Here is a 24,544-nt window from a genome sequence, read left to right on the forward strand (position 1 = left end):
ACTTCGCGGTCTGGTTCACAATTCTCCGTAAGTAGCTGTTATCCAGCGGTGAGCGATCTGGCTTGTCGAAATCCGGCTGCGGGCAAGTCAGTGGCAGAATCCCGACACATAACGCAAATATCAGAATCTATCGATCTGAAAGTTGCAAAAGTGCCGGACAACTTTTACTTTCACGTGCTGGCCAGTTGATATAATTCGGGAACTCTGAAACTGAAAACAGCCAGTCAATGCCCTTATCCTCTGGTTCAAGACGTCGTCACCGCCGCACGAGTCGCAAAAGTTCGCGACGCCGTAGCGGGGGGTGGCTGAGCAAGATATTCAAGGGGCTTGCCATTGCTGGTATTTCGCTGGGAATACTTGCCGCAATGGGAATTGGTTATCTTTATTACACGATAGCCCCGACCCTGCCCGATGTTCAGCAGCTGCGAGAAGTGCAGTTGCAGATGCCTTTGCGCATCTTCACCGCTGAAGGCGATCTGATTGCCGAATACGGCGAGAAACGGCGTGAGCCGGTGATGATTTCCGAAGTTCCGGATAGTCTCAAGAACTCGATCATCGCCGCCGAAGATCAGACCTTCTATACCCACCCTGGTGTGGCTTGGCAAGGATTGGCCAGAGCCGCCTTCTACCTGGTCAAGACCGGCCGTAAGGGCCCTGGTGGCAGTACCATCACCATGCAGGTGGCTCGTAACTTCTTTCTGTCCAACGAGCGCACCTACGATCGAAAAATCCGGGAAATATTTCTCTCCTTCAAGATCGAAAGCGAGCTTGCCAAGGACGAAATCCTGGAGCTGTACATCAACAAGATCTACCTGGGAACCCGTTCCTACGGCTTCGCAGCGGCCTCAAGGGTCTATTACGGTAAGTCGATTACTGAACTGGATCTGGCCGAGTCGGCCATGCTGGCTGGATTGCCAAAAGCCCCTTCGCGTTACAACCCGATTGTCAATCCTGAACGAGCCTTGCTGCGTCGGGATTACGTGCTGGGCAGATTGCTGGCTCTGGGCATGATTGATCAGCAAAGTCATGACAGCGCCAAGGCGGAAGTGGTTACTGCCGAATTACATACGGCCAAGCCGGATGTGGAAGCTGATTATGTCGGCGAGATGGTACGGGCGCGTGTTGAGCAGCTTTTTGGTAAGAACTGGGCCAATGCTGGCTACAAGGTATACACCTCCATCCGGTCCCAGCAGCAGACGTCCGCCAATACCGCTTTGCGTGATGCCTTGTATGACTATGAGCGCCGACACGGCTATACCGGTCCTCTTGCGCAGTTGGATGCCGAGACCATGGCCGATCCACTGCTGCTGTCGGAAGCTCTGGAAGCATTGCCCAATCCTGGTGACTTGTTGCCGGCAGCGGTCATATCTGTACAGGATGACAACACTGCTACGGTTATGACGGAAACCGGTGAACAACATGTCCTGCCATTCGAGGACGTGGAATGGGCCCGCGAGCGTATCTCCATTGACAAGCAGGGAGATGAGATTACAAACGTGAATGAAGTCATGGCTGTAGGCGACGTTATTGCCTTGCAGCGGCGCAAGGATGGCTCTGCTCGATTTGTACAAGAGCCTGCAATCGAGGGAGCATTTATTGCCATGGAACCTGATACCGGTGAAATCACGGCGCTGGTTGGTGGCTACGACTACTACCGCAGTAAATTCAACCGGGCGACTCAGGCTCGACGTCAGCCTGGCTCGACCTTCAAGCCTTTTATCTACTCGGCAGCTCTGAATGCCGGCGATACAGCGGCTACCATCTATAACGATGCGCCCGTGGTTTTCCACGATAGTGCACTGGAAGGTGAATGGCGTCCGTCCAATTACAGCGGACGGTTCTTTGGACCTACCCGTTTGCGCGAAGCATTGGTGAAGTCTCGCAACCTGGTATCGGTGCGAGTATTGCGGGAAATCGGTATACCTTACGCCGTCGAATATGCACAGCGTTTCGGCTTCGAGCCGGGTCGTCTGCCACCTGATTTGTCATTGGCGTTGGGTAATGCATCGGTTACGCCCATGGAGATGAGTGGGGCCTTTGCCGTCTTTGCCAACGGCGGCTACAAAGTGCCGGCGCATTTCATTGACCGTGTGGAAGATCCACGAGGCAACGTTATCTACAGCACGCCCAAGGTGGTGTTCTGTGACGATTGTGATCCGAATTTCGTCAACCCGCTGGATGCGGAGTTGGAGTCTGAAGGCTCGGCATCTAATGGTGAGCCGGCTACCGGTGCGGCGGTGACTAACGATGAAGTCCTGGAGGTCCTGAATAATGAGGATGCCACGGCGGAAGAGAGTGCTGCAGCGAGTCTGGAATTGAAAAAAGTGTTGTTGGATACAGTCGATGCACCACGCGTCATCGATGAACGAAATGCTTATCTCATGACCAGCATGATGCGCGAAGTGGTGCAAAGGGGTACTGCCCGTCGTGCCGGTGAGGCCTTGAAGCGCGGTGATCTGGCTGGCAAGACGGGAACTACCAATAACCAGCTCGACGCCTGGTTCGTCGGTTTTAACCCAAAGGTCGTTGCTGCCGCGTGGATCGGTTCTGATGGTCTTGATCCATTGGGACGGGGCGAGGCAGGTGGTGTTGCAGCCTTGCCTATGTGGACCAGTTTCATTGCCGAAACCCTTGCTGGCACTCCGGAAGTCGACTTTCCACCGCCACCGGGACTCAAGACTATTCGTATCGATCGCAAGACCGGTGAACCGGCGGCAGGCGATAACACCATGCTTGAACTGTTCCTGGAGGACAACATGCCCGATGCTGAAGCGCTGAAGCGTGCCGAGGCAGCTGAGCAGTCCAGCGAAGGTGATCCGGTGGTTGATTACGACAAAAGCCGAAGTGAGAAAGTCGAGGAAGTCGAGCAGCTGTTCTAGGCAGCTGTTCCGGGCTTCTGCTCCTGCGCAGCGATTTGCACCCTGTAGGCTCTCGGGGTGCAATCGAATCGATTGCGGAAGCAGGTGGAAAAATGCTGCAGATTCTGTGTCCCGTGCTTGATCGCGATTTCACTGATAGACAGCTGGGCAAAGCGCGGATCGCGCAGCTCAAGAGCAATGGCGTCGAGGCGCGTCTGACGAATATAGCTGCTCAGGGATACGTCCTCCTTGGCAAAGATGGCATTGAGTCTTCGCACTGACAATCCGGTATGGGTTGCCACCTTTGTGCGATCAAGCTCATGATCATGCAAATTATCTCGAATGAACGATTTTGCACGCAACAACACGTGTTGCTCGGGCGAGGACAGCTCTATGGTGCGAAATTCCTGTGAAGAGGCCAGGCCCGTTGCTACCAGATCGATCAGCGTGTTCTGGATCAGAGTTTGCAATGAGGGGGTGGATTCATTGGCATAGTCCGAAAAGGCAATGATATTTTCGCGTACCAGTTTGCCGATACCTGACTGTCCATCGATAAGGCGAGCCGCCATCAACTCCGCCGTCGGCAGCCGGTCTAACAGGCATTTTTTGGGTAGCTGAATAACTATCTGATGAAAGTTGTCCGATAGGCTCAACTCGTAGGGGGCCGTACTGCTGTAGAGGGCCATGTCGCCTGGTCTGAGTATGGTTTGCTGATCAAACTGGGATAGAACGGCGGTGTGAGTCAATTGCAGGCTGATCAGAAAACATGAATCCGTCTCCTGACGAATGTCGGTGTTCCTGCGGTTCACCGTGTGGGCCGAGCCCTGGACATTGGATATCGACAGCATCGAATACCTGTCAATGTCGATACAGCCATGAAAATTGCGTCGATCGGCACCCGTCGTACAGTCCAGCCTGACATAGCTGTCGCAGACCGCTTCGTGCCAGAACCCAAACCGCTCTTTTTTCGGAATATTGACGGTGTTGTAGTGCGTCTGTGGGTCCATGGAATTGTCCTCTGGGGCAAAACTATGTTGCAAACGTGTCAAAAACGCAAGTTTTGCAGCCCAAATGCGAAAGCAGGCGTGCTTGAGTCTGGCTACTTTGATAGCTCATCAATGAGGATTCTGTCATGAGCGATATTGTCAAAGTTGCAGCGGTCCAGGCTGCTCCCTCTTTTCTGGATATTGACGAAGGCGTTGCCCGGGCCATCCGCTATATCGAGGAGGCGGCGAGCCAGGGTTGTCAGTTGGTGGTGTTCCCTGAAACCTGGTTGCCAGGCTATCCGAATCACATCTGGCTTGGTGCGGTGGCCTGGTCAATGCAGTTTTCTGTGCCGTATTTCCATAATTCTATCGAGGCGGGCGACAAGTATGACTGTGCACTGGCTGAGGCCGCACGTCGCAACAGCATCCAGGTTTCCATGGGGCTGTCGGAGCGTGATGGTGGAAGCCTTTATATTGCACAGTGGCACTATGGCGAACACGGTGAAATCATCAAGCGCCGCCGCAAGCTCAAACCTACGCATGTAGAGCGAACGGTATTCGGTGAAGGTGATGGCAGCGATCTGATGGTTAGTGCCACCTCCATCGGCAGAGTCGGGCAGCTATCCTGTTGGGAGCATCTACAGCCGTTGTCAAAGTACGCCATGTACAGCCAGAATGAGCAGATACATTGTGCGGCCTGGCCTAATCTGGCCTTGTATGAAGGTGGAGCCTATGCGCTCAGCCACCAGGTCAATAATGCTGCGAGCATGATCTACGCGGTCGAAGGCGGTTGTTATGTCGTGGCGGCGTGCGCTCTGGTATCGAAGGCCCAGCAGGATACCTTGTGTCAGGGCGATGCCCTGCGCGAACAGTTGTGTCCTGTCGGGGGCGGTTATTCGAAAATCTATGCACCGGATGGACAGTCCATCGGAACGGCATTGGCACATACCGAAGAGGGGCTGATTACCGCCGATATTGACCTGGCCTTGATTGCCGCAGCCAAAACAGTTGCTGACCCTGCCGGTCATTACTCTCGGCCAGATGTGACTCGTCTGATGTTCAACAACAAATCACAGCGGCCGGTGGTCAGTTTCGATGAGGCTCGTGGTGTGGTTGCAGGCTTGAGTAACGATACACCCGATGATGTGGAGGTAGCGGATGCCATCGACAGCTAATCCCGCTGCCCCCGAACGGCAATACCCGCTGCGTATGCCCAGTGGCTGGGTTGCTCCGGTGCCGGCCTGGAAGTCTACGTTTGCTGACTCGGTCAGCAGTGTCTCGATGTGCGTGATCGGTTTTCAGCACACACCTGAAATCAGAGTCATGGGGTATCTGCGGGAGTTGTCGGCCGTTCTTGTCAACGCGGCTGTCTGCGATTTTGCCAGTAGTGATGCGGGTCAGGGAATGCAGGAGACGGTTTGTATCGCTTACTGGTTAGACGCTACAAAGGCGCAAGCTGATTTGAGCTGCTCAGTTTTCAAGACGATGTGGAGTAAGCATATGGCGGCAGAGTTCGGCTACGGTGTCTTTTGCGAATCGATCAACGTGCCATTCGATCGCTCGGAAACCTTGTTTTCCGGACCCGTTCACGCTCATGGCATGAGCCAGTCAAGGCTTGGCGTCGAAGGGCCTATCCCGCATCATCAGTACTGGGGAGGTATGCGTGATCGCATTCCACTGGCGGCACGGGATTCGCTGTCGCAGAGCGATTCACTGCGTATCGTCGAGCAGTCTGATACTCGTGTGCTGGTCACGGCCCACGAAAATCTGTGCATCATTCGTTCGGGACAAGACTGGTCTCAATGTGATGTGCAGCAATTAGGGGAATATCGGGACACTATCGAGCCTATTTTAAAGGCTGGCATGAGCTTCTTGCGTGACCACGGCGAGCAGGTCAATTGTTATAGCTGTCGTTATATGAGGGATCTGAACAGCGACGGGACTGACGTGCCGAGAAGTTTCGGACTGGCCTGTTTTCGCACCATGAAAGATCTGGAGGATTGGGCGGAGCACCATCCTACGCACCTTGCGATATTCAATACCTTTCTGGGTATTGCTCAGCAGCACGGGCCTGATTTGCAACTCAGGCTGTGGCACGAAGTATCTGTACTGCCTGCTGATGGGCAGTGGGCCGAATATGTAAATTGCCGGCCCGGTACCGGATGGCTGGGCGGGATCTGACAGGAGTCTGGCCGGGGAAGGAGCTTCCCCGGCCAAGCCATGAAGTGCAGAACTAGCGCTGACTCAATTCACGAACCGCTTCGACCATGACACCCAGATGTTCCGGGTTGACGAATTGGTGAATGCCGTGGCCCAGGTTGAATACATGACCTGTTCCGGGGCCATAGCTGTCCAGTACCTTTTTCACTTCTACCCGGATGCTCTCTGGCGAGCCGTAGAGAGCAGAAGGATCGAGGTTGCCCTGTAGAGCAACACGGTCAGCGGTCTTGGCGCGGGCATCAGCCAGGTTCATGGTCCAGTCAACGCCCAGTCCGTCACAGCCGGTGTCGGCCATGATGTCCAGCCATTGGCCACCGTTTTTGGTAAAGAGGACGACTGGTACCTTGCGGCCATCGGCCTCACGGGTCAGACCATCGACTATCTGCTGCATATAACGTAGCGAGAACTCTCGATAGTTGGCTGGAGAAAGCACGCCGCCCCAGGTATCGAAAATCATTAGCGATTGAGCACCGGCTGCCACCTGGGCATTGAGATAGCTGATAACCGATTTGGCAGTTTTATCAAGCAGTTCGTGCAGCAGGGCAGGGTCTGAGAACAACATACCCTTGACCTTGGAAAAGTCCTTGCTACCGCCACCCTCAACCATATAAGTGGCCAATGTCCAGGGGCTGCCTGAAAAACCGATCAGTGGTACACGGCCATTCAGCTCGCGACGAATGGTGCTGACAGCATCCATAACGTAACGCAACTTGTCGTCAGGGTCGGGGATGGGGAGTTTTTCAACATCAGCCCGGTTACGTACTGGATTGGAGAATTTAGGACCTTCGCCGGTTTCGAAGTGCAGACCGAGTCCCATGGCATCCGGAATGGTCAGGATGTCGGAAAACAGGATGGCTGCATCCAGATTGAAACGATCAAGAGGCTGCAGAGTGACTTCGCACGCCAGATCTGGCGTGCTACACAGTGTCATGAAGTCACCTGCTTGCTTGCGTACCTTCAGGTACTCAGGCAGATAACGACCCGCCTGGCGCATGACCCATACAGGCGTTCGGGAAGTTTCTTCGCGGTTCAGGGCACGAAGGTACAGGTCATTCTGCAAGGCAGCGGTCATGTTGATACGTCAGGATTGCAGACCGTCAGGCGGTGGCGGTCTTGGATGAGCTTTGCACAGCTTCTTCTTCGCTGGCCAGATATTGCAGGATGCCTTCTGCAGCATTGCGGCCTTCGAATACAGCCGTAACAACCAGGTCAGAGCCACGAACCATATCACCACCGGCAAAAACCTGTGGATTGCTGGTCTGGTGCATGAAAGTAGCGGTGCTCGGGGCGACAACACGACCACCATCATCTGTGTTGATGCTGAAGTCGGTAAACCAGGGTGCCGGGCTGGGTCGGAAGCCGAAGGCGATGAGAACGGCATCCGCCGGTATCACCTCTTCTGTGCCGGGAATGATTTCTGGCATGCGGCGGCCACGTCCATCGGCTGCGGAAAGTCGAGTAGTGACAACCTTGACGCCTGTTACATCACCAGCTTCGTTGCCAACGAGTTCTACCGGTTGGCGGTTCCAGAGAAAGTGTACGCCTTCTTCTTTAGCGTTCTTTACTTCACGGCGTGAGCCGGGCATGTTTTTTTCGTCACGTCGATAGGCACAGGTTACCGAGTCTGCACCCTGGCGAATGGAGGTTCGATTGCAATCCATGGCGGTATCGCCACCACCGAGTACCACGACCTTCTTGCCGCTGAGGTTGACAAAATTCTCCTTGTTTTCGTCCCATTCGTACTGATGGTTAACGTTGGAGATCAAAAACGGCAACGCTTCGTGCACATTATTCAGGTCTTCACCTTCAAAACCGCCGCGCATATACGTGTAGGTACCCATGCCGAGAAAAACGGCATCGTATTCATCCAGTAATTCCTGAAATTGTATGTCTTTGCCGATTTCGGTATTCAGAATGAATTCGACGCCCATCTCTTCCAGAATTTCCTGGCGAGTGAAAACGACTTCCTTCTCCAGCTTGAAAGGCGGGATACCAAATGTCAGCAGGCCGCCAATCTGGGAGTACTTGTCATAAACCACTGCCTTGACACCATTTCGCGTCAGAATATCTGCACAGCCCAGTCCTGCTGGGCCGGCGCCGATAATGGCTACTTTCTGCCCTGTTGGCGTAACGCCTGACATGTCAGGTCGCCAGCCTTGCTTGAGGGCTTCGTCGGTGATGTATTTTTCGATGGAGCCGATAGTGACGGCACCGAAGCCGTCATTAAGTGTGCAGGCACCTTCACACAGGCGATCCTGCGGGCAAACACGACCACACATCTCGGGCAGAGAGTTGGTCTTGTGTGATAGCTCCGCAGCTTCAAACAGATTGCCTTCGGCAATCAGTTGCAGCCAATTGGGAATGTAGTTGTGTACAGGACACTTCCACTCACAATAGGGATTTCCACAAGACAGGCATCGAGCGGACTGATCCGCTGCCTTTTCGGCAGAGAATTGTCCGTAGATTTCCTTGAAATGCTTGATGCGGACTTCTGCCTTTATCTTTTTGGGGTCTTTCCTGGGCAGGTCGAGAAACTGGAATGTTTTGTCACTCATGAAGTGTTCTCTAAAAAAGCATCAAGCGGAAGGCCGTATCAGGCGGGTGTCAATCGATCCTTGATTGATTTGCTGACAATGCTCATGTCAGCCCGACCTTGTAATTGTGGTTTGACCAAGGCCATGACCTTGCCCATATCCTTGACTGAATCAGCGCCGGTTTCAACAATGGCACTATCAATCAGTGCGTGAACTTCGGCTTCGCTCAGAGCTTCAGGCATATATGTCTGAATCAGCTCGATTTCGATCTGTTCCTGAGCAACTAAATCGTCACGGCCAGCGGCGGAATATTGCGAAATGGATTCGCGACGCTGCTTTAACAGCTTGTCCAGCAGGGCGATGACCGTAGGTTCATCAAGATCGATGCGTTCATCGATTTCCTTCTGCTTGAAGGCGGCTGAAATCAGACGCAATATGGCAAGGCGAGGTTTTTCGCCTGCTTTCATTGCAGTCTTGATGTCATCCAGAACGCGTTGACGGGTTTCGCTCATCAAGTGAATCCGATAGACAGCTAAAGAGGACGCGCACAGACAAACAGTTGAAGCAATTCAACTGTAAAAAGTGCCGATGCACAATATAATAACGAACTTTACCTGACGTAATGTGACGTGGCCGCACTACAGGCAGGACGGATGTGCACAACCGGGTCGTACTGCCCGGTTGCCAACAGCCTGTCTACTTGTTTTAGTAGAGACGAACGCGACGTGAAGATTCTTTGGACACCTTTTTCTGGTGACGCTTGACTGCCGCTGCTGCCTTGCGCTTACGCTCGGTAGTGGGCTTTTCATAGAATTCACGGCGGCGAGTTTCGGTGAGGACACCCGCTTTCTCACATGATCGCTTAAAGCGACGCAGGGCCATTTCGAAGGGTTCGTTCTCTTTGACGCGTACTGAAGGCATTAATGAATTACTCGGTGAATCGCGGAAAGTTCTCTAGTATAACGGTATTCGCGTCAACAACTCAATGTATCGAGAGATTTCGTCGGCGTGAATTCGTGCGCAAGAGCAAGTTCATGGTGCCTATGTGCGCTGAATCCAATGTTACACTCGCCAGATTTGCTCGGAAAACGCATGATAACGCTAGGAATCGAGAGTTCCTGTGACGAAACCGGGTTGGCTCTCTATTGTTCAGAGCGCGGCTTGCTGGCAAACGCACTTTTCAGTCAGGTGGATCTGCACGCACTCTATGGTGGTGTTGTTCCAGAGCTGGCCTCACGAGATCATGTCAGACGTCTGGTGCCGCTGACCAGGCAAGTGTGCCAAGAGGCCGGCATACCGATAACGGCCATAGATGGCGTGGCCTACACCGCAGGACCCGGACTTGCCGGAGCGTTGCTAACCGGCGCCATGATGGCGCGTGGCCTGGCCTGGGCGTTACAGCGTCCGGCTCTGGGAGTACACCATCTGGAAGGTCATGTGCTGGCCCCCATGCTGGAGCCAGATGCGCCAGAGTTTCCTTTTGTCTGTCTGCTGGTATCCGGTGGGCATACGCAACTGATTCACGTGGCAGCGCCCGGGCAATACGAATTGTTGGGAGAGTCGGTTGACGACGCTGCTGGCGAGGCGTTTGACAAGACAGCGAAAATGCTCGGTCTGTCCTATCCGGGTGGTCCGGCTTTGTCGCGATTGGCCGAATCCGGCGATGCATCTCAAGTCAAGTTGCCGCGACCCATGCTCGACCGACCGGATCTGGACTTCAGTTTCAGTGGTTTGAAGACGGCAGCTATTACTCGTTACAAAGCGTTCATGGCAACGGAGCCCGCCTCAACAGTTGCTATCGACGCATTTCGCGCGAACCTGGCAGCCAGCTTTGAACAAGCCGTGGTCGACGTGCTGATAGGCAAGAGTCGACGCGCATTGGCGAAGACGGGTCTGTCCCGTCTGGTTATCTCGGGTGGTGTGAGTGCCAACAGCCAGCTGCGAAAGGCTGCTGATGAGCTGACCGCTGAAGGTTACAGAGTGTTTTACCCGCGCCTGGAATTCTGCACGGACAACGGGGCCATGATTGCGCTGGCAGGCGCCCAACGCCTGCAGCGTGGTGAGAGCACAGATCTGGCGGTCAGCGTCAAACCTCGCTGGCCGCTTGATAGTCTGATGGCCTGATGTTGTCAGTGCGGTTCGGGCGACGCTGGTTCAGCGCTTGCCGATGACAGGCTCTGTGCCTGCGATCAGGCGTTGAATATTGCCACGATGCGTATAGTAGAGAAAAGCCCCGATCATGGTGAATCCGACAGCGAAGGTCTGATGGCCCTCGAACGATAAATATACCGGTACCAGAGCAAAGGTCACGAGGGCGGCCAGCGACGAGCGTTTGAAGGTCAGGCTGATGGCCAGCCAGGTCAGTAGAGCCAGCGCTCCGACGGTAAGATCGATTCCCAGCAGGGCGCCCAGAGCCGTGGCAACGCCCTTGCCACCTTCGAAGTTGAAGAATATCGGGTAAAGATGGCCAATGAATGCCGCCAGGGCTGTCAGTGCGATGGTCGCAGGATGGTCGATCAGGCTGGCTGTGATGAAAACGGGCAGAAAACCTTTCAAGGCGTCTCCCAGCAAAGTCAGGATGGCAGGTAGTTTGCCACCGACACGAAGTACATTGGTTGCTCCCGGATTGCCGGAGCCTGCGGTTCGCGGGTCTTGCAGGCCCATGGCGCGGCAGACGAGGATGGCGGCAGAAACTGAGCCTGCAAGGTAGGCAAGGACGGCAACAAGCAGGGCGGGTATGGCAAGATCGGCGCTGAACACAAGTGATGGGCATCGATGGAAGGATGGCGACACTATATAAGAATCGAGGTGGTGGAATAAATGGCTGTTGATGAAAAATACGGGAGAGCAGGGCCATGGCAAGGTGTCAGCGGTCTGGTTGAGATGGGTGGTCAGGTATGAATTCATTAATTCAACCCGCTTCCATTGCTCTTGTGCGTCGCCATTTTTCACAGGCAAATCAAGAGTTTGATGCCTATGCTGCGGTATTCGAAACCATAGGAGATCGGCTGCAGGAACGTTTGTCGCTGTTGGCAATAAAGCCTGCGCGCGTGCTGGACCTGGGGTGTCGCAGTGGTTACCAGCTGGCGGCGTTGCAGCAACGTTACCCGGATGCGCAGATCATCGGAGCCGATCCAGCTCCAGGAATGGTCCCGCAATTACCCGGTTCCTGGCCTCGATGGTTACGTCGCCGCTCGCGAGCCCCTCACAGGGTGGCTTGCGATCCGCATGAGTTGCCGTTCGCCGATGGTAGCTTTGATCTGGTGGTCTCGAATATGTTGTTACCTTGGTGTCATGCCCCGCATCGGGTGTTCGAGGAGGCCGCACGCATCTTGTCGCCGGGCGGGGCATTCATGTTTACCAGTGCCGGACCCGATACATTGATGGAGTACCGGTCTGCTTGGGCTGCCATCGACAGTTATCTGCATGGTTTCGGTCTGATCGATATGCACGATCTTGGTGATACTTTGATGGCGTCAGGCTTTGCAGCCCCGGTTCTGGATAGAGATAACCTGCAGATCGATTACCCGAGTATCGACGCTTTGCAAAATGAATTGCAACAACTGGGGGCTGCCAATGTGGCGAGCGGAAGACGATTCGGATTGATGTCTCCCAGCGTGCGCAAGGCGCTCAGCTCGGTGGCAGCAGGTCAGCGTTTTCCCGTTACGCTGGAGCTGGTGCAAGGGCACGGATGGAAGGGTGAGTTGGCCAAGACTGGAAGGCAGCCGGAAGACGAGTATCGAGTGTCGGTGGATAGTCTTCGAGGCTCGTGGCAACGTTCTACTTCTGATCGTCAGACCTAGTCTGGATGATTCATGAATAGTCAGGCCTGGTTCGGCATGACATTGGCTAGGGTTGCGGTTAAAGTGATTTTGACTGAGAGTACATGGGGTATCAACCGGTTGGGCTGTTCGGCCGTATAGAGTAAGACACTGAGCCTGTGCGGCTCATCAACTGCCAAAGATACCTTCATTGCATGATTGAGGTACAAGACGAAAAAGGTGTAACGGTTCGACTCATTGTTACGCCTAACAGGTCAATGAGTTGGCGCGCAAATCTCTACCTGGCCGCCAGCCTTGGCTTTATCTGTATGGGCATGGCGCTGGTATTGGCCAGTTTCGGGCTGTGGATGGTGGTGCCATTTGCAGGAGCTGAAGTCCTGCTTATCATCACTTGCTTGTACTTGACATTGAAAAGGTTGTCCAGAAAAGAGGTAATTACCGTAGACAATGAGGCGATTCGTCTCGAGTGGGGCTACAATCATCCCGAAGTCATTGTAAACTTGCCCCGCCGTTGGACTCGACTGTCATACAATTGTCCGGAGAGTCTATTTGAAGTTGGACATTTGAGCGTTGCTGCCCATGGCAAGCATTACACGTTGGGGCGCTGTCTCAATAAAGTAGAAAAAAAAGCACTCTTTACAGAATTGAAGATCGCCCTGAACCGCTAGTTAGAGGTTTGGAGCGTTATGGGTACGATCAAGGCGGTGTGCTGGCTGGTCGATTATGTCAATGAATGGCAGTAGATTCTTTGACCTTCGACAAAAGTACCCTTGCATTGGTAGTTTTTTTCGGTTGATAATTTCAGAAATATTTTTGGAGAATGGTTATGACGTCTAACGTTAGTCGTTGGGCGCTTCTGTCATTGGTCTTGCTCATGTTGCCGTTGGGTGCATGGGCTGACTGGGGAGCGCTGAACATGCCGAAAGGCGTTACGGAAATCAGCAACGAGGTTTATACCTTGCACATGCGGATCTTCTACCTGTGCATCGCTATTGGTGTAGCAGTGTTCGCTGTGATGATCGTATCCATGTTCCTGCATCGCAAGTCTCGCGGCGCGAAGGCTGCGGACTTTCATGAAAGCACGGCTGTAGAGATTGTCTGGACAGTCGTACCTCTCGTCATTCTCATTGGTATGGCCATTCCTGCCGCCCGTGTACTCATCAAAATGGAAGACTTCAGCGATTCTGAAATGTCCATCAAGGTGACTGGCTATCAGTGGCGCTGGCGTTATGAGTACATGGATAGTGGCGTTTCTTTCTATAGTCAACTGAAGCCAGAACATAATCTTGCTCGGCAACAGGGCTCCGACGTCGACCTGGCTACCGCCTTTCCGGGTACCTCGTTCAACGGTGAGGAAGAGGTTTACCTGCGTGAAGTCGACAACGAACTGGTTGTGCCTGTAGGCAAGAAGATTCGCTTCCTGCATACCGCAGCGGATGTTATCCACTCATGGTGGGTTCAGGATCTTTCTATCAAGAAGGATGCTATTCCAGGCTTTATCAACGAGAACTGGGCTTTGATCGAAGAACCCGGTATCTATCGCGGCAAGTGTGCTGAGCTGTGTGGACGTGACCACGGCTTCATGCCTATTGTGGTTCGTGCCGTTTCTCAAGAAGACTTTGATGTATGGGTTGCCGACCAGAAACTGGCCATGGCTTCCAGTGCAGACGAGGCCGAAAGGCAATGGGCTCACCAGGAGCTGGTTACAGCTGGCAAGCAAGTCTATGAAGCCAACTGCATGAGCTGTCACCAGGCCGAAGGTCAGGGCATTCCGGGCATGTTCCCTGCCATTGCAGGTAGTGAAGTTGCAACGGGCAGCATCGACCATCATGTCAATACCGTGATGAACGGCGTTGAAGGCACAATGATGTCCAAGTTCAGTGACGTTCTTACCGACACTGATATCGCCGCTGTTATTACCTATCAGCGTAATGCCTTCGGTAACGGTACCGGCGACACATTACAACCCTCACAGATCCAGTCACTGCGCACAGGCATGAGCGCGGACAAGGGGGCAGAATTGTCTGACAAGGTTGCTTCCGCCTCTGAGCTGAACACCAACAATGGAGTCAACTGATGAGTTATTCAGACGTCACTCACCACGAGGCAGGTGATCACAGTGATCATGATGACCACGATCATCACGGTCCCGCAAAAGGACTGATGCGTTGGGTTACGACAACCAACCATAAAGATATCGGTACTCTGTATCTGTGGTTCTCTCTGATCATGTTCTTCATCGGTGGCGCTATGGCACTGATTATCCGGGCGGAGCTCTTCCAGCCTGGTATTCAGATCGTTGATCCGATGTTCTTCAACTCCATGACCACCATGCATGCGATTGTCATGATCTTTGGTGTGGTCATGCCGGCATTCGTTGGTCTTGCCAACTGGATGATTCCGATGATGATCGGAGCTCCGGATATGGCGCTGCCAAGGCTGAACAACTGGTCTTTCTGGATCATGCCTTTTGCCTTCACCATCATGCTGTCAACTCTGTTCATGGACAGTGGTGGCCCTGCAGGTGGCTGGACGCTGTACCCACCTTTGGTTCTGCAGATGGGTGACAGTTTTGCCTTCGTAATATTTGCAATCCATTTTCTGGGTATTTCTTCAGTCATGGGTTCGATCAATATCGTGGCTACCATCTTCAACATGCGTGCTCCTGGCATGACATTCATGCAGATGCCCATGTTCGTATGGACTTGGCTCATTACGGCCTATCTGCTTATTGCCACTATTCCGGTATTCGCTGGCGCTGTGACGATGCTTCTGACTGACCGCTTCTTTGGCACCAGTTTCTTCAGTGCTGCAGGTGGCGGTGATCCGGTCATGTTCCAGCACATCTTCTGGTTCTTTGGTCATCCAGAGGTATACATCCTGATACTTCCGGCTTTCGGAATTGTTTCCTCCATCATTCCTACCTTCGCTCGCAAGCCACTGTTCGGCTATGACTCAATGGTGTATGCGACAGCGTCTATCGCATTCCTGTCGTTCATCGTCTGGGCTCACCATATGTTCACCACCGGCATGCCGCTGGCAGGCGAACTGTTCTTCATGTTCTCGACCATGATGATCTCGGTTCCAACAGGTGTGAAAGTGTTCAACTGGGTTGCCACAATGTGGCGTGGCTCCATGACTTTTGAAACTCCGATGCTGTTTGCAATCGGCTTTGTCATCATGTTCACCATCGGTGGTCTGTCCGGTCTGATGCTCGCCATCACACCTGCCGATATCCAGTATCACGATACCTACTTCGTGGTAGCTCATTTCCACTACGTTCTGGTGCCGGGTGCAATCTACTCACTGATGGCTGCCACGTACTACTGGCTGCCCAAGTGGACTGGCAACATGTATGACGAGAAGCTGGGCAAGATGCATTTCTGGATCTCTACCATTTTTGTCAACGTGTTGTTCTTCCCGATGCATTTTGTCGGTCTGGCGGGCATGCCACGTCGTATTCCTGACTACAGTCTGCAGTTCGCCGACTGGAACATGATTGCGACCATTGGTGCGTTCGGTTTTGGTTTCAGCCAGCTGATGTTTGTCTATATCATTGTCAAATGTGTACGTGGCGGCGAGAAGGCGACATCCGAAGTTTGGGAAGGTGCCAGAGGTCTGGAGTGGACGGTTGCGTCACCAGCGCCTTACCACACCTTCGAAACGGCTCCAGAAATTCTGCCAAGCACCGTTACCCGATAGATTGATGAGGACAAGCCAGGAATATGCGAGCAAGTGGAATCATGAGTGACAAACAGTTACCTGAAGGCTCAGGCCTGAAGACTGAACGTACTCCCGGTTTTTTCCGGAAATATCGCATGCCGTTGTTCCTGGCTTTATTGGCCCTGTGCCTCTACGCCAGCAGTATTCTCTATATTCTGCTGGTCAGAGGACAGGTGGCATGAGTCAGTCTCAGGCCGCAGGCGATAAATCGCATGCCAAAGTAGCCGGCAAGATGGTATTGCTGGCTGCAGGGATGTTCGGTTTCGGTTATTTGATGGTGCCGTTGTACGACATCATCTGTGATGTGACAGGCCTTAACGGCAAGACGGGCAGGGTGAGTGCCAGTGCCGTTGTAGACGCTCCGGCAGTCAACGATCGGGAGATCATTGTCGAATTCACGGCTAGCGTCAATCAGAGTGGTGCCTGGATTTTTCGTCCTGACATGAAAACCATGATGGTCAAGCCGGGCACTCTGTATCACGCTAGTTACTACGCTGAGAATCTGGCGAGTAGCCCAGTCGTCGCGCAGGCGACTCCCAGTGTGACGCCTTTTACTGCTGCAAAATATTTCAACAAAACAGAGTGTTTCTGTTTTACCAGACAAGCTTTTGAGGCTGGTGGCTCGATGCATATGCCGCTGACCTTTATTATCGACCCGGACATTCCGACCAATATTGATCGAGTTACCCTGTCGTACACGTTTTTTCGTTCGCCAGATCAAAGCTGATTTTCCGTATTCAATGACTATCCGGGCACTAACACGCTCGCAAAGGATCAAGACATGAGTAGTGCCACTGGCTATTACGTCCCCCACTCAGCCCGCTGGCCGATCGTTGGATCGATCGGGCTGTCAATTTTCTTCTATGGCTTCGCCACGTGGTTGAACCACGGACCATTCGGCAAGGAAATGTTCCTGCTGGGTACTGGCATCGTCGTATTCATGATGTTCGGCTGGTTTGGCCAAGTGGCCAAAGAAAGCGAGACTGGTACCTACAGTAAAGAGGTTGATACCTCTTTCCGATTGGCGATGATGTGGTTCATCTTCTCCGAAGTCATGTTTTTCGCAGCATTTTTTGGCGCATTGTTTTATGCCAGAAACTTTGCTGGCCCTTGGTTGGGTGGTACAGGCGGTGGTGGTGCTGAAATGACCAATGCTGTTCTGCATCAAGGATTCGACTTTGTCTGGCCGAGTAATGGTCCTGGCAACGTGGGTGGAAAATTCGAGGAGATGGGCTGGTTCGGTCTGCCTCTGATCAACACATTGCTGCTACTGACCAGTGGTCTGACGTGTACCTTTGCGCATCACGCTATTCGCGCAGGTCATCGCAAGCCTTTCATCTGGTGGCTGGCGGCAACTGTTGCTCTTGGTTTTATCTTTGTGGCTCTGCAAGCGCTGGAATACTCGCATGCCTACCATGAAATGAATCTGAAAATGACTAGCGGCATGTACGGCTCGACCTTCTTCATGCTGACAGGCTTTCATGGCTTTCACGTGAGCATGGGTGCAATCATTCTGCTGGTTGTCATGATCCGTGCAATTCGTGGTCACTTCAGTGCTGACAATCACTTTGCCTTCGAAGCGGCAGCCTGGTACTGGCACTTCGTTGACGTAGTCTGGTTGGGACTGTTTATCTTTGTGTACTTGTTCTGAGTTAGTCAGGCAACAAGTACAAAGGTAAAAAGAGATCCTGGAGATTTCTGGAAGTCAGCAAAGCAGGGCATAAGGCAGTAGGCGTTTGACCTTGCAAAGGGGGTGAGAGAAATCTCACCCCCTTTTACGTTTAATGGGTTTGAAAATATTTCATTCTTCGATTCGCCTCCGACCACTGGAGCGTTGTTCGGGTTCAAGTTCGCCCGGTATCTGATCGTTGCCAGCGGCATTCGGATCGACAATTGGCGGGGCCGGGCGTATCGATAGTGGTCTTGGGTTGATCTCGATGACACCCGTCGCACCGGCAATGATGACGATTACAATGGCCAGAAGCGACAGGCCTATTCGAACTGAAAGCGCATTGACGGTTCTATTGGTTTGCCCCTTGTCCTTGACCAGAAAATACAGACCTGTAAACAGGCTGACAATGACGAAACCGAGCAGTAGAAGTAATATGAATTTTACGAATAGCATGGCCGTAGATTACCACCATGCGTTTGGGTAGTCGGCAGTTTTCACCGCGCCTATGGGCCGTGTTGCTGTACCTGGGCATGGTCACCTGCATGCTGTGGCTGGGCTTCTGGCAATTGGATAGAGCCGCACTCAAAGTGTCTCTACAGCAGGCTGCTGATGAATCCAGCAAGGCGCAGGCATCAGTCTTCTCACAGGTTGAAGATCCTGTAGCAGCTTCGCAGTTTTATCAGCGTGTACTATTACAGGGCCGATATGACGGCGAAAGACAATTCCTGTGGGACAATAGAATCTACCAGGGACAAGCGGGCTTTGAAGTGATCGTGCCCTTCCAGCTTGAAGATGGCCGATGGTTGTTGGTCAATCGAGGCTGGATAGCTCCTGGTCCATCGCGTTCAGAGTTGCCAGAGGTCTCTTTATCAAATTCTGCCTCTGAGCTGAGTGTCACTATCGAAGGGTTTCTTTCCAGCCCCTCTAAAGGCTTTGCCAGTGGTGAGGCCGTCCCTGGGCAAGGAAGCTGGCCGAGGTTGTTGCAATATTTTGATTACGATGCTATTTCCAGAGCGTTGGATGCTCCGGTTATCGCTACAGTGGTACAGGCCCAGATATTGTCGACAGACGGTCTGGATGTCAGAGTGCCAACACCGCGACCAGAATGGCTCATTGCCAATTGGCAACCGGCGGCATCCGGCCCGGCAAAGCACTATAGTTACGCGTTTCAATGGTTTGCGATGGCAATCGCGCTGACCATTTTATTCATCTTCGTTAATACCCGCAAAATTCCGGCAGTTGATCCGGAAAAGAGTGAACACCCATGAGTAACAACACCTCCAGCAAAACGGAAGCCGACCTTGCTGCTATTGACCCGGCAGTGCGTAGAGCTTCGCGCATGAAGCTGCTGCTGATTATTGCAATCTTTGCCGTGCCTCTGATTCTGGCTACGGTCTATCTTCAGATGGTGAAAAGCAGTGGCGGCACCGTGGGGGATACCTCTCGTGGTCAGTTGATTCAGCCTGCAGTGCCGCTTACCGAGTTCGCTCTGAGCGAGCAGGATGGCGATTTCACTCTCGATGAGATGCGTGGTCACTGGACTCTGCTTTACATGCCGCAAGGAGAGTGTCTGGAAAAGTGTGAATTGCAGCTGTATTACATGCGTCAAGTACGCCTGGCACTGAACCAGCGAATGGACAGAGTCAAACGCGTCGTATTGACCGAGTCACCTGAGCAGCTGAAAACCGAATTATTGGCAGAGCATGTGGGCCTGGTGGTTGCCGCCGGTACGCCCGAAGAGCAGGCTGGCTTGCGTGATCAGGTCCGTGCAGCCGAGGCTGCTATGGAAGAATTGAGCGATGCAATTTACATGATCGACCCCATGGGCAACGTCATGTTGCGATTCCCACCTGATTTGCCGCCGAAATCCATGCTCAAGGATATCGTGCACCTGTTAAAAGTATCTCGCATCGGTTAACCTCTGCCCTCTGAGATCTCGCCTGACTGGTGGGATCAGCGGTGCAAAACACCATGAAAACCTTTATCAATATTAAAGCTACGGACGGAATGTGGACTCATGCCGTTGCGCATTGGCGTGACTATCTCGAAATCACCAAGCCCAAGGTCGTTCTACTGCTGGTATTTACCGCGCTGGTAGGTATGGCGCTGGCCGTTCCTACCTGGTTGCCATTGCAGGAAACTGTCTTCGGTCTATTGGGTATCGGTCTGGCTTCATCGTCAGCCGCTGCCATCAATCATGTTATCGATCAGCGTACCGATGCCATCATGAAGCGCACCGAGAACCGGCCGTTGCCTCAAGGTGCATTAAATACACGTCAGTGCCTGACATTTGCACTGCTACTGTGTGGTATCGCCATGGCGATGCTCGTACTGTTGGTGAACACCTTGACGGCTGTACTGACGTTTTGCTCGCTGATTGGCTATGCCATTGTGTATACGGTCTATCTCAAGAGAGCAACACCTCAGAATATCGTCATCGGTGGCGCGGCTGGTGCCATGCCCCCGGTACTGGGATGGGCGGCGGTCACGGGCGAAGTCAATGCCTACGCGCTGCTGCTGTTCCTGATTGTATTCATCTGGACGCCACCGCATTTCTGGGCATTGGCTATTCATCGCCGGGATGATTACGCCAAGGTGGATATTCCGATGTTACCGGTGACGCATGGCATTCCGTTCACGCGGATACAGATCTTTCTGTACACCATCCTGCTGGTCATCATCACCATCTTCCCTTATCTGGTCAGAATGAGTGGCCCCTTGTACCTGGCTGGTGCACTGATACTGGGTGCGATGTTTCTGTACCACGCTTGGAAGCTCTTTGACGACACGGCTACGAAGCAGCCCATGCGAACCTTTGTATTTTCCATCAACTATCTGATGTGGCTGTTTGGCATCATGCTGGTGGATCATTATGTACCGCAAGTCCTCAGGCTTTTCAACTGAGCTCGGGCTCCCGCTTTGGGAGCCTGTTCGTTGTAGCCGGATTACGCCGCGATTCCAACCAGGCGGTGGCTTACAAATCGGTTTCTCGATTTGCAACCTTCTGCTGATCAAATAGTCCGACTGTTTTGGGAGTTTGCAGGTTCGATCATGCGCCATCTGAACTACAACCATCTACTGTACTTTCACAGCGTAGCGCGTGAAGGCAGCGTCGCCAAGGCGGCAAAAGTGCTGCACCTGACGCCGCAGACGGTCAGTGGTCAGATAAAGCTGCTTGAAGAAGCCATTGGCGAGCCATTGTTCTTGCGCGTGGGGCGTGGCCTGACCTTGTCGGACACCGGGCGTGTCGTGCAAACCTATGCCGACGAAATATTCTCGGTTGGCACAGCCTTGGCGCAGCGTCTGCAGAATGCGGGCAAGGAGAGCCTCAGAGCGCTCAGGGTAGGTATTGTTGACTCGTTCCCCAAGCTGGTGGCCTGTCGCTTGCTGGGTGTCACACTGAGCGACGAGGAGCCTGCACGCCTATCCTGCGCTGAGGGTAAGCTGGAATCCCTGTTAGCTGATCTGTCGGTGCACAAGCTGGATCTGATCCTGTCGGATCGGCCAGTGCCGACTCGTCTGAACGTGCGCGCCTACAACCATGTACTGGGCTCCAGCAGCATGGCGTTTTTCGCACCCAATGACTGGGCTGAACGACTGTCTGCCAATTTTCCGCATTGCCTGGCAGATGTACCGATACTCTTGCCAGATGCCTCCAGTGCTTTGCGGCGTAGCCTTGATCACTGGTTTGATGAAATGCACATCGTGCCCAGGGTCGTTGCAGAGTTTGACGATGACGCTTTGATGGAGACGTTCGGTGGAGCTGGCCAGGGAGTCTTTCCAGCACCGAGTGTGATTGCCTCGGATTTGTCTCGCAGCTTGCAGGCAAGCCCGATCGGGTTTATTTCCGATGTAACAGAGACTTTTATTGCCATTTCACCGCAGCGCAGGTTGCGGCACCCTTCGGTATTACGTATTGCTGATCATGCGCGACAGGTGCTTCCGCCGCTGGCTGAGGCGACTGCTCTGGGTGGCCATACGAAAAAGTAAGCTCTCTGCAAGGGGGCGGACAGGTTGATCCCCGATAGTAACGGTCAATAGCCGTGGCATAGCGCAGAACGTTCTGCCTGGCGTTTTCGAGCAATCGAATTGACTGGACGTTTACCATGCAGATATCACGCTTTTCATATGCCTTGCCAATCGTCATTCTGATGTCGTTGATGGCAAGCTTGCCTGCTCGAGCCAATATTGATCCGTTCGCCGGGCAGTTCTTCACGCCACAGGAAAGCGCAAGAGCAAGCTCTGCGCTCACTGGAGCCGTTGCCCGGGTTGCGAACGAGTTATTGCAGGCAGCAATCAACTGGCCGATATCAACTGAGCACGACTCTGTTCAGGCGAGCTCGGAGGTGGTCCATTTTATTTCAGTCTCACGACAATAACGTGAGGTATGGAATATCATGGATACTGTAAAAAGCGCCGGTGATGAACATCCGTTCGATAAGCGGGGTCAGAACGAATACCTGTATGGAGAACTGATGCACATATTATTGGTGGAGGACGATAGTCACACGGCAGACTATGCCGCTCGAGGCTTCAAAGAGGCAGGGCATGTCGTGGACGTACTGGATAATGGTCGAGAAGCCATGATTCAGTGTCTGCAGACTGACTACGATGTGCTGGTTGTCGATCGCATGTTGCCTGGTATGGATGGCTTGTCCCTGGTCAAGAGTCTGCGTGCCTCTGGTAACAAATCGCCCGTCATCTTCCTGACCGCTGTGTCTGGTGTGGATGATCGTGTCGCCGGTCTGGAGGCAGGGGCTGACGACTATCTGACCAAGCCCTTCGCATTTTCCGAATTGCTGGCGCGGGTCAACGCCCTGGCCAGACGTCCAGCGACATCGGTAGAGACCACGCAGTTGCAAGTGGCTGATCTGATGCTGGATTTGCTGGCACGTACGGCGCGACGTGGCGGACAGGATATCGACCTGCAGCCTCGAGAATTCACCTTGCTGGAAGTGCTAATGCGCAACGAAGGACGGGTGGTCAGCCGCACCATGTTATTGGAACAGGTGTGGGATTTTCATTTCGATCCCAAGACCAGCGTGGTTGAAACACATATAAGCAGGCTTCGCAGCAAGATTGACAAGCCCTTTGACGAGCCGTTGCTGCATACGGTGCGTAACTTTGGTTACAGTCTGCATGCGCCGCGCTAGAGCTTGTTCGGGCGTTCGCAAGGCGATGACGTCGTAAATTATCTACCGGGACCCATCTGATGGCCATAAATCCTGACAATGTCGGCTTTCTGAGCGGCAACAACTGCTTGAAAGGCTCCTGTGTCGGTCGAGGTATCACTAGCCCGGAAGAGGTTCAGACGGCCGCTGTGGCGGCTCCAGAGAGCTTGAATCAAAAGATTCGCAAGCGATTGTTCGATCGTTTTCACGCGTTGCGTAACTCGGCATTTCGCATTGCCGTGTTGTTCTGGTTGTTGTTCACCGTCTGCTTTGGTCTGGGCTCCTACTTTGTTTACCAGACGTTGCAGGATCGAGTGCTGGATCGTATCGATCAAACCATCGAGGAGCGTTTTTCCGAGACCCGGGATATCTATGAGTCGGAGGGAATCGAGGCCATCATCAGAATTGCTGAACATCGCAACGAACAGTCGCCGATGTCTTCATTGATGGGGTTCCATCTCTCAACAGCCGAGGGCGTGCGCATTGCAGGCAATATACCTTTGTGCCTGGCTAACCAGGGTTGGGATAATCTGACAGGGGCCGATCTGGGGCTGGAAAACGATAACAGTACCTATCGCTTCTTCACCGGAGAGATTGGAGGTAACGTATTGTCTCTGGGGCGAAATCTTGATGACTTGGTGGATTTGCGCCAGATTGCATTGTCCTGTTTGTTGTGGACGACCGTTATTTCCATGTTACTGGCCTTTCTGGTCGCCTGTTATTTCGCCGGTCGTGCGAACAAGCGCTACACAGGCATTTCCCGAGCGCTGGATGTGGTCGGTCAAGGGGATCTGAGTGCGCGCCTGCCAGTGGGCTGTGCCAAAGATGATGTTGACTGTCTGTCAGTGAAGGTCAATACATCGCTTGAGCGCCTGGAGCATACGGTCAATGGCATGCGTCAGGTCAGCACCGATATAGCGCACGACCTGAAGACGCCGCTTAATCGTTTGTATATCACGATCGAGGATGCTGCCACCAAGAGTCGACTGGGTCAGTGCGTTGGAGATGATCTGGAAGGCGCTCTGGAAGAGGCTCAGGCTATCAACGGAACCTTTGAAGCGTTGTTGCGCATCGCGCAGATCGAAGCAGGCGCTCGTCGGTCGCAGTTCAAGCACTTTGATTTGTCGACAGTGCTGGAGACGGCCGCCGAGGTCTATGGTCCAGTGGTGGACGAGCAGGGGCAGCAGCTGGTTGTGGATCTGCGGCCGGGGCAATCTTTACCCATGCTGGGCGATCGTCACCTGGGTTTGCAACTGGTGGTTAATCTGATTGAAAACGCGGTTAATCACTGTGCAGAAAATACGGTCATCACGCTCAGTGCTGGTGAAGATGATGGCATTGTGTGGTTTCGGGTGGCGGATTCTGGCTTGGGTATTCCCGATAGTGAGCGTGAAAAAGTATTTCAACGGCTGTATCGACTGGAGCGCAGCCGGACGACTACGGGCACCGGTCTGGGATTGAGTCTGGTCAAGGCTATTGCCGATCTGCACTGTGGCACCGTATCACTGGCCGATAACAAGCCCGGTCTGGCCGTGACAGTGCGATTCGATCGTAACTGCCCATTGGATGCCGCCGTCTAAGCTCGTCTTTAACTGGAG

General features: G+C 53.3%; 25 protein-coding genes. 18 read left to right on the forward strand and 7 right to left on the reverse strand.

Features of this window, described 5'->3' with window-relative positions; genetic code table 11:
• Positions 1 to 227: 227 nt before the first annotated feature.
• Positions 228 to 2,879 carry a penicillin-binding protein 1A gene (locus IMCC3135_RS05060; protein WP_088916611.1) on the forward strand — a complete coding sequence of 884 codons (2,652 nt, stop codon included), beginning with the start codon at positions 228 to 230 and terminating at the stop codon, positions 2,877 to 2,879.
• Here the strand turns inward: IMCC3135_RS05060 and IMCC3135_RS05065 are convergent.
• The gene (locus IMCC3135_RS05065) at positions 2,876 to 3,865 is read right to left on the reverse strand and encodes an AraC-like ligand-binding domain-containing protein (protein ID WP_088916612.1); all 990 of its coding nucleotides are present in this window, start codon (positions 3,863 to 3,865) and stop codon (positions 2,876 to 2,878) included. The genes IMCC3135_RS05060 and IMCC3135_RS05065 overlap by 4 nt on opposite strands.
• A 125-nt stretch (positions 3,866 to 3,990) precedes the next feature.
• On the opposite strand from IMCC3135_RS05065, the gene IMCC3135_RS05070 reads away from it, so the two are divergent.
• Positions 3,991 to 5,019 carry a carbon-nitrogen hydrolase family protein gene (locus IMCC3135_RS05070; RefSeq protein ID WP_088916613.1) on the forward strand — a complete coding sequence of 343 codons (1,029 nt, stop codon included), beginning with the start codon at positions 3,991 to 3,993 and terminating at the stop codon, positions 5,017 to 5,019.
• Positions 5,003 to 6,025 carry a phenylacetaldoxime dehydratase family protein gene (locus IMCC3135_RS05075; RefSeq protein ID WP_088916614.1) on the forward strand — a complete coding sequence of 341 codons (1,023 nt, stop codon included), beginning with the start codon at positions 5,003 to 5,005 and terminating at the stop codon, positions 6,023 to 6,025. Before IMCC3135_RS05070 ends, IMCC3135_RS05075 begins: the two co-directional genes overlap by 17 nt.
• A 52-nt stretch (positions 6,026 to 6,077) precedes the next feature.
• Here the strand turns inward: IMCC3135_RS05075 and hemE are convergent, their stop codons facing one another.
• The 4 genes from hemE to rpsU all read right to left on the reverse strand — a co-directional run bounded on the left by hemE (position 6,078) and on the right by rpsU (position 9,519).
• The gene (gene hemE / locus IMCC3135_RS05080) at positions 6,078 to 7,136 is read right to left on the reverse strand and encodes a uroporphyrinogen decarboxylase (RefSeq protein WP_088916615.1); all 1,059 of its coding nucleotides are present in this window, start codon (positions 7,134 to 7,136) and stop codon (positions 6,078 to 6,080) included.
• A 25-nt stretch (positions 7,137 to 7,161) separates the two neighbouring features.
• Complete coding sequence (locus IMCC3135_RS05085; protein WP_088916616.1) at positions 7,162 to 8,619, reverse strand: FAD-dependent oxidoreductase; 1,458 nt, start codon at positions 8,617 to 8,619, stop codon at positions 7,162 to 7,164.
• Between the two features lie 38 nt (positions 8,620 to 8,657).
• Positions 8,658 to 9,110, reverse strand: a complete 453-nt coding sequence (locus IMCC3135_RS05090) for a GatB/YqeY domain-containing protein (protein ID WP_088916617.1) — start codon at positions 9,108 to 9,110, stop codon at positions 8,658 to 8,660.
• Positions 9,111 to 9,303: 193 nt separating this feature from the next.
• Positions 9,304 to 9,519, reverse strand: a complete 216-nt coding sequence (gene rpsU, locus IMCC3135_RS05095; RefSeq protein ID WP_088916618.1) for a 30S ribosomal protein S21 — start codon at positions 9,517 to 9,519, stop codon at positions 9,304 to 9,306.
• Between the two features lie 171 nt (positions 9,520 to 9,690).
• Here rpsU and tsaD point away from each other — a divergent pair, with 171 nt between their 5' ends.
• Positions 9,691 to 10,722: a tRNA (adenosine(37)-N6)-threonylcarbamoyltransferase complex transferase subunit TsaD gene (gene tsaD, locus IMCC3135_RS05100; RefSeq protein WP_088921685.1), complete on the forward strand. Its 1,032-nt coding sequence runs from the start codon at positions 9,691 to 9,693 to the stop codon at positions 10,720 to 10,722.
• A gap of 30 nt (positions 10,723 to 10,752) precedes the next feature.
• On the opposite strand, the gene plsY is transcribed toward tsaD, so the two are convergent.
• The gene (plsY, locus tag IMCC3135_RS05105; protein ID WP_088916619.1) at positions 10,753 to 11,505 is read right to left on the reverse strand and encodes a glycerol-3-phosphate 1-O-acyltransferase PlsY; all 753 of its coding nucleotides are present in this window, start codon (positions 11,503 to 11,505) and stop codon (positions 10,753 to 10,755) included.
• Between plsY and IMCC3135_RS05110 the strand changes: the two genes are divergently transcribed.
• The 7 genes from IMCC3135_RS05110 to IMCC3135_RS05140 all read left to right on the forward strand — a co-directional run bounded on the left by IMCC3135_RS05110 (position 11,496) and on the right by IMCC3135_RS05140 (position 17,754).
• Positions 11,496 to 12,401: a methyltransferase domain-containing protein gene (locus tag IMCC3135_RS05110; RefSeq protein ID WP_088921686.1), complete on the forward strand. Its 906-nt coding sequence runs from the start codon at positions 11,496 to 11,498 to the stop codon at positions 12,399 to 12,401. The genes plsY and IMCC3135_RS05110 overlap by 10 nt on opposite strands.
• Positions 12,402 to 12,574: 173 nt before the next feature.
• A complete protein-coding gene (locus tag IMCC3135_RS05115) occupies positions 12,575 to 13,048 on the forward strand; it encodes a DUF2244 domain-containing protein (protein ID WP_088916620.1) in 474 nt (157 codons plus the stop codon).
• A 158-nt stretch (positions 13,049 to 13,206) separates the two neighbouring features.
• The gene (coxB, locus tag IMCC3135_RS05120) at positions 13,207 to 14,457 is read left to right on the forward strand and encodes a cytochrome c oxidase subunit II (protein ID WP_088916621.1); all 1,251 of its coding nucleotides are present in this window, start codon (positions 13,207 to 13,209) and stop codon (positions 14,455 to 14,457) included.
• Entirely contained in the window at positions 14,457 to 16,082 is a 1,626-nt protein-coding gene (gene ctaD / locus IMCC3135_RS05125; protein WP_088916622.1) for a cytochrome c oxidase subunit I, read from the forward strand. Before coxB ends, ctaD begins: the two co-directional genes overlap by 1 nt.
• Positions 16,083 to 16,123: 41 nt before the next feature.
• The gene (locus IMCC3135_RS05130) at positions 16,124 to 16,285 is read left to right on the forward strand and encodes a hypothetical protein (protein ID WP_157735773.1); all 162 of its coding nucleotides are present in this window, start codon (positions 16,124 to 16,126) and stop codon (positions 16,283 to 16,285) included.
• The gene (locus tag IMCC3135_RS05135) at positions 16,282 to 16,830 is read left to right on the forward strand and encodes a cytochrome c oxidase assembly protein (RefSeq protein WP_088916624.1); all 549 of its coding nucleotides are present in this window, start codon (positions 16,282 to 16,284) and stop codon (positions 16,828 to 16,830) included. The genes IMCC3135_RS05130 and IMCC3135_RS05135 overlap by 4 nt, the downstream gene beginning before the upstream one ends.
• Before the next feature lie 54 nt (positions 16,831 to 16,884).
• Positions 16,885 to 17,754 (forward strand): cytochrome c oxidase subunit 3, encoded by an 870-nt coding sequence (locus IMCC3135_RS05140; protein WP_088916625.1) that lies wholly within the window; start codon positions 16,885 to 16,887, stop codon positions 17,752 to 17,754.
• Between the two features lie 150 nt (positions 17,755 to 17,904).
• Here the strand turns inward: IMCC3135_RS05140 and IMCC3135_RS05145 are convergent, their stop codons facing one another.
• Complete coding sequence (locus tag IMCC3135_RS05145) at positions 17,905 to 18,228, reverse strand: twin transmembrane helix small protein (protein WP_088916626.1); 324 nt, start codon at positions 18,226 to 18,228, stop codon at positions 17,905 to 17,907.
• Between the two features lie 17 nt (positions 18,229 to 18,245).
• On the opposite strand from IMCC3135_RS05145, the gene IMCC3135_RS05150 reads away from it, so the two are divergent.
• The 7 genes from IMCC3135_RS05150 (at position 18,246) to IMCC3135_RS05180 (ending at position 24,526) form a co-directional block, all read left to right on the forward strand.
• Positions 18,246 to 19,043 (forward strand): SURF1 family protein, encoded by a 798-nt coding sequence (locus IMCC3135_RS05150; RefSeq protein WP_088916627.1) that lies wholly within the window; start codon positions 18,246 to 18,248, stop codon positions 19,041 to 19,043.
• On the forward strand, positions 19,040 to 19,693 hold the full coding sequence (locus IMCC3135_RS05155) for an SCO family protein (RefSeq protein ID WP_088916628.1): 654 nt from the start codon (positions 19,040 to 19,042) through the stop codon (positions 19,691 to 19,693). The genes IMCC3135_RS05150 and IMCC3135_RS05155 overlap by 4 nt, the downstream gene beginning before the upstream one ends.
• A gap of 89 nt (positions 19,694 to 19,782) precedes the next feature.
• Complete coding sequence (gene cyoE / locus IMCC3135_RS05160) at positions 19,783 to 20,679, forward strand: heme o synthase (protein WP_088916629.1); 897 nt, start codon at positions 19,783 to 19,785, stop codon at positions 20,677 to 20,679.
• A gap of 147 nt (positions 20,680 to 20,826) precedes the next feature.
• Complete coding sequence (nhaR, locus tag IMCC3135_RS05165; RefSeq protein ID WP_088916630.1) at positions 20,827 to 21,765, forward strand: transcriptional activator NhaR; 939 nt, start codon at positions 20,827 to 20,829, stop codon at positions 21,763 to 21,765.
• Between the two features lie 116 nt (positions 21,766 to 21,881).
• The gene (locus IMCC3135_RS05170; protein ID WP_088916631.1) at positions 21,882 to 22,154 is read left to right on the forward strand and encodes a hypothetical protein; all 273 of its coding nucleotides are present in this window, start codon (positions 21,882 to 21,884) and stop codon (positions 22,152 to 22,154) included.
• A gap of 18 nt (positions 22,155 to 22,172) precedes the next feature.
• On the forward strand, positions 22,173 to 22,928 hold the full coding sequence (locus IMCC3135_RS05175) for a response regulator (RefSeq protein WP_472343366.1): 756 nt from the start codon (positions 22,173 to 22,175) through the stop codon (positions 22,926 to 22,928).
• Positions 22,929 to 22,987: 59 nt separating this feature from the next.
• Positions 22,988 to 24,526, forward strand: coding sequence for a sensor histidine kinase (locus IMCC3135_RS05180; protein ID WP_088916632.1), 1,539 nt, complete (start codon positions 22,988 to 22,990; stop codon positions 24,524 to 24,526).
• Positions 24,527 to 24,544 lie beyond the last annotated feature (18 nt).

The organism is Granulosicoccus antarcticus IMCC3135 (genome assembly GCF_002215215.1).
GTDB lineage: Bacteria > Pseudomonadota > Gammaproteobacteria > Granulosicoccales > Granulosicoccaceae > Granulosicoccus > Granulosicoccus antarcticus.